Here is a 12,844-nt window from a genome sequence, read left to right as displayed (position 1 = left end):
TTGTTGTCGTTCTGGCGGCTCAAAACGACAACAACTGCTAGCTACTTTGGGAGGAGGTGGACTCGGCAGATCCAAGCCAGTACGGCCTTCCCGAGGACGGGGCGGCCGCCACCCGTCGACTGGACTTCTTCTACGGGGACGCAGACGGCCAGTTCTCCGCGGCGCAGGCGCTGTATGACGTGAACCAACCCTTCACCCAGAAGGCCGTGCACAGAGGAGGGTCGCTGGCATGGGGAGGCCTGCTTAGATTCGGCGGAACCTAGATGTTCGCGCAAGGCTGGGATGCCCCCTCCGGATCCCGCGAAATGTACTTCTACCGCGCAGACCAGAGCAAGTGACGCTCCCAGGCACTATCGACGCAGTCGCGGGTTTGGACATCGGCACTTTGTGGCTGGCATCGAACTAGCCGCACCCAGCTGTGATGAGACTCACTAGCAACAAACGCCTTCTTGGCTTGAGCCGTCTACGCGTCATTGTGCACTATGGAAAGGCAGGGTCAGGACGCAATGTCCCGGCCAAGTTTTTGCCCATCCTGGTGGACGCAATGAGGCCAAACCGGTGAGCTTGCCGAGCCCGCCTAGAGTCTCAGGCGTTCATGGATAGGTCGTACCGCGGCTTCGCACTGGCGCGATAGCCGAATATCCGGATTCATGAATGGAAGCACTGAACAATGACGTTTGAAACTGCCGACTCCGTAACCCTCAAAATTTGGGACCGTTCGACCACCCACCACACGCTGGACGCCCTGGTTCACGATTTCTCGGTGCGCCACAACACGTCCAAGGCAAGCATCGCAGTTACCTGCAGCGGGCCGAACACCTTCACTGTCAGCCTGAACGGCGGCGCAGCCAAGGCCACGGCCTTCGACGCACACTCCCTGTAACAACGCCTTTTCGGACGCAACGCGACGACGACGGCGGGAGGCACCTCCCGCCGTCGTTCGCTGTTCCGACCCGGTCCGGAGGGACGGGTCAGGCGCGGGAGTGCTCGGAAAGGAGCGCGTCGATCTGGCCGGCGGCCTCCTGCATTCCCTCTTCCATTCCCATGTCGATCATCTTCTTCATCTGTTCTTCTGATTCGAAGGTGGACAGGATGGTCATGCGGGTGCGGTCGCCGATCTCCTCGAGGGTCACGGTCGCGTGGCCGGCACCGATGTCCTCGACGGGAGCGCCATTTTCGTCGGCAAAACCGTCGTCGAACTCCAGCCTGTTCGGAGCTTGGACGGACGTGATGCGCCACCAGCCGCCGGCCTTCTCGCCGTCGGGACCGGTCATGTAATAGCTGGCCTTCCCGCCCGGCTCAAACTCGAACTGCTCGAACGTGGCTGGCCAGGTGGGTGGACCCCACCAGCGCTCAAGCTGGCGCGGGTCTTCCCAGATTTGCCAGACCTGTTCGGGACTGGCATCGAACTCAGCGACGAGGGTTAAGGTCAACGCTTCGGGATTCTTGGTGGAACTGATAACCGTCATTGCGGAACCCTTCCTATTTTTCGGCGAGGATGTCTGCGATCCGCTCGACGCGCTGCCGCCAGATCGCCTCGTACTCATCGAGCAGCTGGCGGGCTTTCTGCAAGCCATCATGGTTGCCCCGCACGATCTGCTCCCTTCCACGCTTCTCCTTCGTTACAAGGGACGCGCGCTCCAGCACCGCCACGTGTTTCTGGACGGCGGCGAAGCTCATGGCGTAGAGAGCCGCCAAGCCGGACACTGAATACTCCCCGACAGTCGCCCGCCGCACGATGTCCCGACGCGTGGCATCGGCAAGTGCCTGGAACAGGCGGTCAAGTTCGGTTTCATGGAGCAGATCTACAACCATTTGGTTGTAGGATATTCCGACGGTGGAGAGGGGTCAATAGGCATGGATACTTCGCACTAGTCGAACTTCAGCGGAGTCCAGCCGAACGGAATCGGGCCGCGTACTTTGGCCCGGTGTCGGTCGGCCTCGTCCGACCAACCCTGCGCGGCTTTTGCAAATGGTGTCCCACTGGCGCCGCGCGCCACCCGGAAACCCACGTCTTCAAGGACGGCGTTGGGCGCACTGCTGCGCCGCACTGACGCACGCACGTTCCAGGCTTCATCAGCCCAGCCGCCACCGCGGAATGTCCTGTAGTCTCCGTATCTCGCCGGATCGGCGTAATCCCAGCACCACTCCCAGACATTGCCCAGCATGTCGTAGGCGCCGAACTCGTTGGGGGCCTTTAACGCCATGTCGCTGGGCGCGGACAACCCGTCCTTCGCCGTCCACGCCACCTCGTCGAGCGGACCGTAGTGCGGACCATCTGAACCTGCGCGGCAGGCGTATTCCCATTCCGCCTCGGTGGGCAACCGGTAGCCGTTGGACGCGACGTTCCATTCGACGTTTCGTCCGGTGGGGGCATATGCCGGACTGAGGCCTTCCGCTTCGGACGCGGCATTGCACCAATGGACGGCATCGAACCAGGTGACGCCGTGTGCTGGCGTCCGTGGATGTTCCGTCAGCTCACGTCCGGCGGTTGCGGCAAATTCTGCCCACGTGACCGCCGTCCTTCCGATTTCGAAGGCCACGAGGGCCACCGAGTTGGTGCAACCGCTGCGAGCGTCGCGGAGTTCAATCCGGCCACCCGGAAGGCTGAGGAGCTCTGGCGGGTTGATGTCCATGGGGATTAAGCCTAAAACCATGTCGAGCCATGAAGTGTCACACGAGGCAGGTTTTTGGTCGCGGCTGGCATCCAATCTCCTGGATTTCTGGGCCTCTCCCTGCCCCAAGGCGCCAAAAAGTTGCCCGGCGTGACGCAGCTACGCCGCCGGACGCGCAAATTTCCCGCGCCCAAGCACCGCAAGAACCTCCGCAACCATGGTTTCTGCGCCATAGACCACGTCCGAGTAGTAGTAACGGAGCACCGTATAGCCCTGAACCACGGACGAGTTGTTACGGCGATGGTCTTTCTTTACCTGCCGCCAATCCGCATGGTGGCGGCCGTCGAGTTCCACCAACAGCCAACCGTCCAGCAACAGGTCCATGTAGCCCACGCCGTCGAGATAGAACTGTGGCTGGACGTGTATTCCGGTCCTCCGGAAGTAGGTCCGGGCCAGCGTCTCCAACATCGATTCAGCCCCGCGATCCACCCAACGAAGAACCTGGCGTGCCTTGCCGTTGCGCTTTCCCGGCAGCCGCTCCCGCAGGAAACCCACTGTCATGTCACCCCGGGCCACTGCACACTCCACCATGACCAAGGATTCCTGCCAGGGCAGGCAGCGCAATGCGTGGATCAGGACATCTGCCAGGGAAGCCACTTGTCTGTGCGGATGCGAGGGGAGCAGCAAACCACCGTGATGTAGGACGTCGCAGGCCCCTCGGTTGCGCCTTTGGTGCACGTGCAGCGGGCCGGACTGGTCAATGACCCACAACCCGTAGAACTGGGCCGCACTGGCGCAGGTCCGTATTTGGTGGTTCCGGACCAGGGCCACATCGGCGACGGATGCCGAAGCCAGCGCGTAGACGCCCCGCGCCGGTTGTTCCACACCGCTGCGAACCGCCCTCCTCAGCTGGCCGTCGGTGATGCCAAGACGCGCCAGCACCGGCCTTCGCGCCACACCCCCGCAGAGGTTGAGCGCCTTTTCAACATCCATATAGCCATCGTGCCGAGCCGCGGCTTGTCTGTTTCACCCCCGGCATGCCCTATGTGGACAACCAAATGTCACGCCTGGCACATTTTTAGCGGCCGACTAGCACCAAGACCCCGGATTCCCGGGCTTCTCCCTGACCCAAGACGCCAAAAAGTTGCTCAGCGTGACAGATCCCCTAGACCTCCGCCACCGGCGCCGCGAACTGGGCCTCGTACAGCCTCGAGTAGGCGCCACCAGCAGCCAGCAGCTCCGCATGTGTTCCTTGCTCCACGATCTGCCCGGCCTCCATCACCAGGATGAGGTCGGCGTCGCGGATCGTGGAGAGGCGGTGCGCGATGACAAAGCTCGTCCGGTCCGAACGCAGGGCGTTCATGGCCTTCTGCACCAGGACCTCAGTCCGGGTATCCACAGAGCTCGTGGCCTCGTCCAGAATCAAGACTGAAGGACGCGCCAAGAACGCCCGGGCAATGGTGAGCAGCTGCTTCTCACCTGCAGAAACGTTGCTTCCTTCGTCGTCGAGCACTGTGTCGTACCCTTCCGGGAGCGAGTGCACGAAGCGGTCCACGTAGGTCGCCTGCGCGGCCTCCAGAATGTCCGCTTCGGTGGCGTCCGGCCGGCCGTAGGCGATGTTGTCCCGGATGGTGCCGCCGAACAGCCACGTGTCCTGCAGGACCATACCCATCCGCGAGCGCAGCTCGTACCGCGACATCGACGCGACGTCCACGCCGTCGAGCGTTATCCGCCCCGCGTCGAGCTCGTAGAAGCGCATCATCAGGTTCACGAGGGTGGTCTTGCCCGCCCCGGTAGGCCCGACGATCGCCACGGACTGCCCGGGCTCGGCCACCAGGCTCAAATCCTGGATCAGCGGCTTGTCCGGCGAGTAGGAGAAGGAGATGTTCTCGAACACCAAGCGCCCTCGCGTCACTTCCGGAACGGCCGAAGGCTCAGGGTCGGGGCTCTGCTCTTCGGTGTCGAGCAGCGCGAAGACTCGTTCGGCGGATGCCACGCCGGACTGGAGCAGATTGGCCATTGAACCAAGCTGCGCCAGCGGCTGGGTGAACTGCCGTGAGTACTGGATGAAGGCCTGGACATCGCCAAGCTGCATGGCACCGGAGGCCACCTGCAAGCCACCCACCACGGCGATCCCCACATAGACCAGGTTGCCGATGAAGGTCAGCGCCGGCATGATCAGGCCGCTGATGAACTGGGCTCCGAAACTGGCCGAGAACAACTCCGCGTTCTTCTCGCGGAAGCGCTGTTCCACCTCCCGCTGCCGGCCGAACACCTTCACGAGCGCATGGCCGGTGTAGGTCTCTTCGATCTGCCCGTTCAGCTCGCCGGTGTTCTTCCACTGGGCAACGAACAGCTTCTGCGAGCGCTTGGCGATCAGCATGGTGGTCACGAGCGTCAGGGGCACGGTGACCAGGGTGATGAACGCCAGAATCGGCGACAGCAGGAACATCATGAAGATGACGCCCACCACCGTGAGCAGGGATGTCACCGCCTGGCTGATGGACTGCTGGAGGCTTTGCGAGATGTTGTCGACGTCGTTGGTCACACGGCTGAGGAGTTCACCGCGCTGCACGGAGTCGAAATAACGCAACGGAAGGCGGTTGATTTTCGCTTCGATCTGCTCGCGCAGCCGGTACACGGTCCGCTGCACGACGCCGTTGAGCACGTACGCCTGGATCCAGCCGAACGCTGAGGCCAGGACATAGAGGACCAGCACCCACATCAGGATCGAGGACAACGCCCCAAAGTCGATCCCGACGCCGGGAGTCAGGTCCATGCCCTTCAACATGTCAGCTTTGGAGCCCTGGCCGGAAGCGCGCAAGCCGTCAATGAGCTGTTGCTTGCTGACCCCTGCGGGAAGTTGCTTGGATACGACGCCGGCGAAGATCAGGTTGGTGCCCTCGCCGAGCAGTCGAGGGCCGATCACGGACAGGGTCACGCTCGCGACAGCCAGGACAAGAACCAGGGTCAGCCACATGCGCTCTGGCCGAAGGGTGCCGAGGAGCCGCTTGGCAGAAGGCAGGAAGTTCATGGCCTTTTCGGCCGGGACGTTCATGCCGGCGAAGGGTCCGCCACGGCCGGGGCCCATCGGAGGGCGGGGCGGGCGGTTGGCCGTGCTGGGTGCGCTGCTCATGCCGCCTCCTCCGCTGCCAGTTGCGAGGAAACTATCTCGCGGTACGTTTCGGACCTCTCCAGCAACTCTTCGTGGGTTCCGCGCCCTACCAGCCGCCCGTCGTCGAGCACTAGAATCTGCTCGGCGTCCGCGATGCTGGACACCCTCTGCGCAATGATGACCATGGTGGCGCCGGACGTGTGGCGTTTGAGGGCCTGGCGCAGCCTAGCATCGGTGGCGGTGTCCAGGGAGGAGAAGGAGTCGTCGAAGATGTAGAGCTCGGGCTGTTTCACAAGTGCCCGGGCGATGGCGAGGCGCTGGCGCTGGCCACCGGAAACGTTGGTGCCGCCTTGCGAGATCGGAGCATCCAGCCCGCCTTCCATTTCCTCGACGAAATCCTGCGCCTGGGCAATGGAGAGGGCCCGCCAGAGTTCTTCCTCGGTGGCGTCGGGCTTGCCGTAAAGCAGGTTGCTCCTCACTGTGCCTGAGAAGAGGTAGGGCTTTTGCGGAACCAGCCCGATGTGCCCCCACAGAAGGTCCGGGTGCAGCTCGCGGACGTCGACGCCGTCGATCCTCACCGAGCCGCTGCTCGCGTCGAAGAGCCTGGGCAACAAGTTAACCAGGGTGGTCTTGCCGGCGCCGGTGCTGCCGATGATCGCCGTCGTCTGGCCCGCACGGGCCTGGAAACTAATCCCGTTGAGGACCGGCTGCTCGGCGCCCGGGTAGGCGAATCCGACGTCGAGCAATTCCAGCTCGCCGCGCCCGGCGGTCTCCGTGACCGGGTTCTTGGGAGGCCGCACGCTCGATTCGGTCTCCAGCACCTGTCCGATGCGGTCCGCCGAAACGGCCGCGCGCGGGATCATCACGGCCATGAATGTGGCCATCATGACGGACATCAGGATTTGCATGAGGTAGCTCAGGAAAGCGATCAGGGTGCCTACCTGCATGGAACCGTCGTCGATCCGGAAGGAACCGAACCAGATCACGGCCACGCTGGAGACGTTGAGCACCAGCATCACTACCGGGAACATGAGGGCCATCAGCCGCCCGGCCCGCAATGCCATCTCGGTGACGTCCTGGTTGGCTGAGGCGAAGCGTTCTGTCTCCATGTCCTCACGCACGAACGCACGCACCACGCGGATGCCGGCCAGTTGTTCGCGGAGCACCCTGTTCACGGTGTCGATCCGGACCTGCATCTTGCGGAACAGCGGAACCATCCGCGTCACAATGAGGCCGACGGCAACAAGCAGCACAGGGACACTCACCGCGATCAACCAAGACAACTGGGCATCCTGCCGGACGGCCATGATCACGCCACCGATGCTGAGTATGGGCGCCGCGACCATGAGCGTGCAGGTCATCAGGACGAGCTGCTGGACCTGCTGCACGTCGTTGGTGGAGCGGGTGATGAGGGACGGCGCGCCGAAGCGGGTGACCTCCTGCTCGGAGAATTCCCCCACCCTGGTGAAAATGGCGCCGCGCAGGTCCCGCCCCAATCCCATGGCCGCTTTCGCGCCGAAGTACACAGCCGTCACCGAACAGGCGATCTGCAGGAGGGTGATGAGCAGCATGAGGCTTCCGGTGCCCAGGATGTACCCGGTATCCCCCTTGGCCACGCCTTCGTCAATAATGTCCGCATTCAGCGTGGGCAGGTACAGCGACGCTATTGATTGCGCCAACTGGAAAACGACGACGGCGATCAGCAGCCGCCGATGTGGCCGCAGGTACTGAACAAGAAGTTTCCAGAGCATCCGGTCTCCAACTCACGTAGTGATTCGAAGCCAGTCTACGACTGGTTGCTGGGGGCAACTAGGGCTTTTCCTCAGGGCGAAGCGTGGCAGGAGACGTGCCGCCGTCGTACCCGGACAGTAGGCTGGAAACGCTCGGCAAGATCCGCTACGAAAGGACCGTAGTCATGGCCTACATCACCGTCGGAAATGAAAACAGCACCGAGATCGAGATTTACTACGAGGACCACGGGACCGGCCAGGCAGTGGTCCTGATCCACGGCTATCCCTTGGATGGTTCGTCCTGGGAGAAGCAGACCGCCGCCCTGCTCAACGCCGGATACCGCGTCATCACCTACGACCGCCGCGGCTTCGGCAAGTCCAGCAAGCCGACCGTCGGCTACGACTGCGATACCTTCGCCGCTGACCTCAACACGCTGCTGAGCACCATCGACGTGGACGACGCCGTCCTGGTGGGTTTCTCGATGGGCACCGGCGAAGTGGCCCGCTACATCAGCACCTACGGCTCGGCCCGGGTGGCGAAGGCCGTTTTCCTTGCATCCCTGGAACCGTTCCTCCTGCAGACCGAGGACAACCCTGGAGGCGTCCCGCAGTCCGTGTTCGACGGACTTTCCGAAGCAGTTATTGCCGACCGCTACGCTTTCTTCACCGAATTCTTCAACAACTTCTACAACGCTCCCACTTTCCTCGGAACGCACCGTCTGAGCCACGAAGCAGTCACCGCCAGCTGGAACCTGGCAGCCCATTCAGGCGCCCATGCCTCGGTGGCTGCGCAACCTACGTGGCTTACCGATTTCAGGGCCGACATCCCCAAGATCGATGTGCCCGCCTTGATCGTGCACGGCACCGCGGACAACATCCTCCCCATCGACGCCACCGGCCGGAGGTTCGCGGAAGCGCTCCCCAGCGCCGAGTACCTGGAGATCGACGGCGCGCCGCACGGCTTGCTGTGGACGCATGGCGCGGAGATCAACCAGGCCTTGCTCGGTTTCCTCGCGAAGTAGGGATTCCTGACAAAAAATTAGGACGAAACTAACTGAATATCGCGGGAACCTTAACTCCTCTGGTCCAGTCTTAATGCAAGCACAGGCGGAACCCACCTGCCGGCGAAAGCACCAAAGCTGCAAGGGGAGCAGGACCGGCCATGAAGACAACAACAGCCCTGGACGAAGTCACCGCCATTAATGGCGTGATCACCGATCAGCAACCCGTTGACTTCCACGCTTTGGGGCTCGCGGGTTGCATCGACCGCTTGGCCGCACCGCTCCGCCGCCAGGGGACCGAAATCCATTGGGAGACGCCACACCATGGCGTCGAAATCTCGTCCGGCTCCGCTTCCTTGCTCTACCACGCAGCCAAAGAAGTCCTCAGCAACGCGTTCAAGTACGCGCACGCCCACGACGTCACCGTCCGGCTTGCCGCCGTCTATCACGGGATCCGGCTGACCGTCACGGACAACGGCGCCGGCTTCGACAGCCAGGCCGCGGCCGCCAGCGGGAACCACGGATTCGGACTCCGCCTCATGTCCATCGCCGTCAATGAAGTGGGCGGCGAGGTCTCCATCGCCTCCAAGCCAGGCAACGGTACTTGCGTTACGGTCACACTGCCGCTCGACTGACGTTAGGTCCAGTGCCCGACGGCGGCGGGCAGCACCCGCCGTCGTCATCGGTGCCGGCGCTGCTGGTTCGCTATTCAAGTGAATCTGGTATGAAAGGCCAATGACCCCGTACAAGTCCGAGCCGCCCCTGGGCGGTTCCCGCGCTCACATCAAGTCGATTTTCCCGTCGCTCGCCCGCAGCGAACAGCGCGTAGCCCAGCTGTGCCTCGATTCCCCGGAAACCGTGGCCAGGATGTCAGTGGCGGACCTCGTCACCCAGACCGGGACGTCGCCGGCCACGATCGTGCGGGCCTGCAAGAGCATGGGCTTTGACGGATTCCAGCACTTGCGCCAGGTCCTGCTGCGAGACCTTGGCGCCGCGGCACGGGACAGCATCCAACAGGAGGATTCCGGGGCAACGGGTGAACCCGGATCCTCCGAATACCTGGTCTCGGGGATCTTTTCCCGGGCGTCCCAGGACATCCGCGGGGCTCTAGGGTCTTTGGACTTCGACGCCTTCGACGCCGCTGTGAAGGCGATTCGCCAGGGTGGTCGCCTACTGGTGGTGGCCAACGGCGCGTCCCTCGCCCCCGCACAATCGCTCGCCCTGCGCTTCCTTTCCGCTGGCGTGCAATGCGAGGCGCCATCCGACATTGTTTCGCAGCACATCTCCGCCAAACTCCTCTCCGCGGGTGACGTCTGCATCGCCGTCAGCGACAGCGGAATGAACTCCTTCACCATTGGTTCTGCCCGGATCGCGGCTGAACGCAAGGCAACGGTGATCGGGGTGACCAGCTACGCGAAATCCGAGCTCGCCGACCTGTCGACCCATACGCTCGTCGCCGGCGCGGAGTTCCATTCGTGGAACGACCAACTGCCCATCGGCAATATCGTCCAGATGCTGGTGCTGTCCGCTTTGCATGCTGCGGTGACCGCGGACTCCCCCGAGGTCGAGCGCGCCCGTTCCGCCGTGTTCGAAGAAGTCCTGCACATGGTGGAGGACCCGGAATAGCGTTCGGCACGAAACGCGGGCGGTTTCAACTGTTTCCTGTCCGCGCACGGCGAGTTCACCAACTCCGCACCGACCGTTAATAATCGAGCCTCACCCTTCAAGGGTAAGACGTTTCCTAAATAATTCGATTTAGGAAACATCGTTTCCCCGGAGGTGCTCGTGGGCCGACTTGTGCTCAACCAGCTGTCACGTTCATTCAAGAACGTGTCGGCGGTAAAGAACGTTTCGCTCACCGTTGAAGACGGTGATTTCCTGGTCCTGCTCGGCCCCAGCGGCTGCGGCAAGACCACCCTGCTCCGCATGATCGCGGGCCTGTTGGAACCGACGTCGGGGTCTCTTGAGCTGGACGGAACGGACATCACCACGGCTCCGTCCAAGAAGCGCGACCTGGCGATGGTGTTCCAGAGCTACGCCCTGTACCCGCACCTTAGCGTCGCCAAGAACCTGGCCTTCCCGCTCCACGTGCGGCGCACCGACAAGCAGGAAGTCAAGAAGCGCGTGGAAGCCGTGGCCGAAATGGTGGAAATCGGTCACTTACTGGACCGCAAGCCCAAGGAATTGTCCGGCGGCCAGCGTCAACGCGTTGCCGTGGCACGTGCCCTGGTGCGCGAGCCCAAGGCCTTCCTCATGGACGAACCCCTGTCCAACCTGGACGCCAAGCTCCGCACCGCAACCCGCCAGGAGCTGGCCGGACTGCACAAGCGCCTCGGGGCCACGTTCATCTACGTCACGCACGACCAAGTGGAAGCCATGACCATGGCGACCAAGATCGCGCTCCTCAACGGAGGCGAACTCGAGCAGCTCGGCACACCGGAAGAACTCTACGACAAGCCGGCCTCCGTGTTCGCCGCAGGCTTCCTAGGTTCCCCTGCCACCAACCTGATCGACGCCGAACTTTCCACCAGCAACGGCTCCATCACCGTCATGGCACCGTCGGTGGAAGCCGTGCTGTGGGATGGAGAAACACCCCAGCGGGACGTGGTGCTGGGCATCCGCCCTGAGCACTTGAGCATCCACGCACCCGGCTCTTCCGCAGCCGCACCCAGCTCCGGAGCAGCCCTTCGGGGCATCGTTGACCTGACCGAAAACCTCGGCAGCGAGCAAGTCATTTACTGCCGAGTAGGCGGGAACCGCGTTGCCGTCCGCGCGCCGCGGGGCCTCCACTGGGAGCCGGGCAACGCCGTCGTTCTCAGCGCCGACGCCAAGAACCTCCACCTCTTTGACCGGATAAGCGGCCGCCGTCTCGAATGGCAGGCAGACGCGAAACACGCATCCGCTACTAGCTCGGCCCAGCCCACGGCATCGGTCTAGCCTCCCTCTTCGGGACCCCAACCCGGAATCAGCACCACCACCCAACCCAGCTATCAAGGAAGTATTGTGCGCCCTCTCCGTTCAATTGCATTGACCATCGCCGCAGGCACGGCTGCCCTGGCACTCGCCGCCTGCTCCGGCACCTCCCAGGCCAGCACCGTGACCAACCAGATCCCGGAGCTGAAGTCCGATCAGCAAGTAAACATCACCTTCGAAAGCTACAACCTGGCCCAGGCGGGCGTCTGGACCGATACCGTCAAAGGCCTCGTAGCCGACTTCGAAAAGGCCAACCCGAACATCCACGTCACTGCGCAGGCACCGCAGGGTGGCGGCGCCGTCGGGTCCAACACGGTCAGCAGCGTCCAGACCCAGCTCCTTGCCGGCCACGCACCCGACGTCGCGCAGCTGACGTTCGATTCGCTGGACTTCGCCGCCACCCAACTGGGCGCCCAGCCGATCAGCGATCTCGTCGGCAAAGACGCCGTTGACCAGGCACTCGGGGGCGCCCACCCCTTCCACCCCAACGCAAAGCACCTGGCCGACTGGAACGGCAAGACCTACGGCATTCCCTACGTCTTCTCCACTCCCGTCCTCTTCTACAACGCCACCAAGCTCGCCGACGCCGGAATCACCAACCCGGATCTCTCCACGTGGGACAAGGTCGAGGAGGCCGCGAAGGCGGTTTCCTCGAAGACCGGAAAGCCGTCGCTGGACATTTCGTGCACCAGCATCGGCGGCAACTGGTGCATGCAGGGCCTCTTCAAATCCAGCGGGGCCCAGGTCCTCTCCGATGACCGCAAGACCATCGGCTTCGGCTCGGACGCGGCCGTGGACACCGTCACGAAGCTCGCACAGCTGACGAAGGACGGCGTGCTACGCAACGCAGACAGCAACGCACAATACGAAGGCCTCCCGAAGGGCGACACCGCGTTCATCCTCACCACCTCGGCACTCCAGGGCTCGTTCATGCAGGCTGCCACCAAGGGCGGCTGGCAACTCAAAGCAGCCGGGATGCCGTCCTTCGGATCCAAGCCGGCTGTCCCGACCAACTCCGGCTCGGCCCTGTTCGTCCTTTCCCAGGACCCTGCAAAGCAGCGCGCAGGGTGGGAGCTGATCAAGTTCATGACCAGCGACCACGCCTACGAGCAGATTTCCACCAAGATCGGCTACCTCCCGTTGCGCACCTCGCTGACGGCTGCAGGTGGCTCCCTCTACGACTGGGCCCAGAAGAACCCCCTCCTGGCCCCGAACCTCGCCCAGCTTGACCGGCTCCAGCCGTGGGTTTCCTACCCTGGCAACAGCTACGTGCAGGTGGACGACATCCTCGGCAAGGCCGTTGAGAACGTCGTCTACTACGGCAAGGACGCAAAAACCACCATGGCCGACGCCCAGAAGCGCGCCCAGGATTTGATCCCCCGCTAACTTTCATCCCCAAATTTCCCCGGC

At 63.1% G+C, this 12,844-nt stretch carries 13 protein-coding genes; 7 read left to right on the top strand and 6 right to left on the bottom strand.

Translation table 11 applies throughout. From position 1 onward, the window contains the following. Positions 1 to 56 precede the first annotated feature (56 nt). Positions 57 to 263 (top strand): hypothetical protein, encoded by a 207-nt coding sequence (locus tag OW521_RS14515; protein ID WP_268020334.1) that lies wholly within the window; start codon positions 57 to 59, stop codon positions 261 to 263. Between the two features lie 407 nt (positions 264 to 670). Next, complete coding sequence (locus tag OW521_RS14510) at positions 671 to 883, top strand: hypothetical protein (RefSeq protein WP_268020333.1); 213 nt, start codon at positions 671 to 673, stop codon at positions 881 to 883. A gap of 88 nt (positions 884 to 971) precedes the next feature. Here OW521_RS14510 and OW521_RS14505 read toward each other — a convergent pair whose 3' ends face one another. From OW521_RS14505 to OW521_RS14480, 6 genes are all read right to left on the bottom strand, one after another. Further along, a complete protein-coding gene (locus OW521_RS14505) occupies positions 972 to 1,469 on the bottom strand; it encodes an SRPBCC family protein (RefSeq protein ID WP_268020332.1) in 498 nt (165 codons plus the stop codon). 13 nt (positions 1,470 to 1,482) lie between these two features. Continuing rightward, on the bottom strand, positions 1,483 to 1,815 hold the full coding sequence (locus OW521_RS14500) for an ArsR/SmtB family transcription factor (RefSeq protein WP_268020331.1): 333 nt from the start codon (positions 1,813 to 1,815) through the stop codon (positions 1,483 to 1,485). Between the two features lie 56 nt (positions 1,816 to 1,871). Further along, positions 1,872 to 2,657, bottom strand: a complete 786-nt coding sequence (locus OW521_RS14495; protein ID WP_268020330.1) for a formylglycine-generating enzyme family protein — start codon at positions 2,655 to 2,657, stop codon at positions 1,872 to 1,874. A 117-nt stretch (positions 2,658 to 2,774) separates the two neighbouring features. Next, positions 2,775 to 3,608 carry a DUF559 domain-containing protein gene (locus OW521_RS14490; RefSeq protein WP_268020328.1) on the bottom strand — a complete coding sequence of 278 codons (834 nt, stop codon included), beginning with the start codon at positions 3,606 to 3,608 and terminating at the stop codon, positions 2,775 to 2,777. A 172-nt stretch (positions 3,609 to 3,780) separates the two neighbouring features. Further along, positions 3,781 to 5,751: an ABC transporter ATP-binding protein gene (locus tag OW521_RS14485; RefSeq protein ID WP_326493960.1), complete on the bottom strand. Its 1,971-nt coding sequence runs from the start codon at positions 5,749 to 5,751 to the stop codon at positions 3,781 to 3,783. Beyond that, positions 5,748 to 7,481 carry an ABC transporter ATP-binding protein gene (locus OW521_RS14480; RefSeq protein WP_268020327.1) on the bottom strand — a complete coding sequence of 578 codons (1,734 nt, stop codon included), beginning with the start codon at positions 7,479 to 7,481 and terminating at the stop codon, positions 5,748 to 5,750. Before OW521_RS14480 ends, OW521_RS14485 begins: the two co-directional genes overlap by 4 nt. A gap of 164 nt (positions 7,482 to 7,645) precedes the next feature. On the opposite strand from OW521_RS14480, the gene OW521_RS14475 reads away from it, so the two are divergent. The 5 genes from OW521_RS14475 to OW521_RS14455 all read left to right on the top strand — a co-directional run bounded on the left by OW521_RS14475 (position 7,646) and on the right by OW521_RS14455 (position 12,820). Then, on the top strand, positions 7,646 to 8,482 hold the full coding sequence (locus tag OW521_RS14475; protein WP_268025886.1) for an alpha/beta fold hydrolase: 837 nt from the start codon (positions 7,646 to 7,648) through the stop codon (positions 8,480 to 8,482). A 140-nt stretch (positions 8,483 to 8,622) separates the two neighbouring features. Then, on the top strand, positions 8,623 to 9,096 hold the full coding sequence (locus OW521_RS14470) for a sensor histidine kinase (RefSeq protein WP_268020326.1): 474 nt from the start codon (positions 8,623 to 8,625) through the stop codon (positions 9,094 to 9,096). Between the two features lie 100 nt (positions 9,097 to 9,196). Further along, on the top strand, positions 9,197 to 10,087 hold the full coding sequence (locus OW521_RS14465) for a MurR/RpiR family transcriptional regulator (RefSeq protein WP_268020325.1): 891 nt from the start codon (positions 9,197 to 9,199) through the stop codon (positions 10,085 to 10,087). Between the two features lie 159 nt (positions 10,088 to 10,246). Then, the gene (locus OW521_RS14460; protein WP_268020324.1) at positions 10,247 to 11,398 is read left to right on the top strand and encodes an ABC transporter ATP-binding protein; all 1,152 of its coding nucleotides are present in this window, start codon (positions 10,247 to 10,249) and stop codon (positions 11,396 to 11,398) included. Positions 11,399 to 11,464: 66 nt separating this feature from the next. Beyond that, positions 11,465 to 12,820, top strand: coding sequence for an ABC transporter substrate-binding protein (locus tag OW521_RS14455; RefSeq protein WP_268020323.1), 1,356 nt, complete (start codon positions 11,465 to 11,467; stop codon positions 12,818 to 12,820). The last annotated feature ends 24 nt before the right edge of the window (positions 12,821 to 12,844 follow it).

The sequence above is a fragment of the Arthrobacter sp. MMS18-M83 genome (genome assembly GCF_026683955.1).
Lineage (GTDB): Bacteria > Actinomycetota > Actinomycetes > Actinomycetales > Micrococcaceae > Arthrobacter.
The sequence above is the reverse complement of the archived record's forward strand: the minus strand, read 5'-3'. Positions and strand labels throughout refer to the sequence as shown.

Excerpts from the sequence above, each read along its gene's own strand:
- OW521_RS14510 (WP_268020333.1), top strand. The coding sequence starts at position 671 with ATGACGTTTGAAACTGCCGACTCCGTAACCCTCAAAATTTGGGACCGT.
- OW521_RS14505 (WP_268020332.1), bottom strand. The coding sequence starts at position 1,469 with ATGACGGTTATCAGTTCCACCAAGAATCCCGAAGCGTTGACCTTAACC.
- OW521_RS14500 (WP_268020331.1), bottom strand. The coding sequence starts at position 1,815 with ATGGTTGTAGATCTGCTCCATGAAACCGAACTTGACCGCCTGTTCCAG.
- OW521_RS14495 (WP_268020330.1), bottom strand. The coding sequence starts at position 2,657 with ATGGTTTTAGGCTTAATCCCCATGGACATCAACCCGCCAGAGCTCCTC.
- OW521_RS14490 (WP_268020328.1), bottom strand. The coding sequence starts at position 3,608 with ATGGATGTTGAAAAGGCGCTCAACCTCTGCGGGGGTGTGGCGCGAAGG.
- OW521_RS14485 (WP_326493960.1), bottom strand. The coding sequence starts at position 5,751 with ATGAGCAGCGCACCCAGCACGGCCAACCGCCCGCCCCGCCCTCCGATG.
- OW521_RS14480 (WP_268020327.1), bottom strand. The coding sequence starts at position 7,481 with ATGCTCTGGAAACTTCTTGTTCAGTACCTGCGGCCACATCGGCGGCTG.
- OW521_RS14475 (WP_268025886.1), top strand. The coding sequence starts at position 7,646 with ATGGCCTACATCACCGTCGGAAATGAAAACAGCACCGAGATCGAGATT.
- OW521_RS14470 (WP_268020326.1), top strand. The coding sequence starts at position 8,623 with ATGAAGACAACAACAGCCCTGGACGAAGTCACCGCCATTAATGGCGTG.
- OW521_RS14465 (WP_268020325.1), top strand. The coding sequence starts at position 9,197 with ATGACCCCGTACAAGTCCGAGCCGCCCCTGGGCGGTTCCCGCGCTCAC.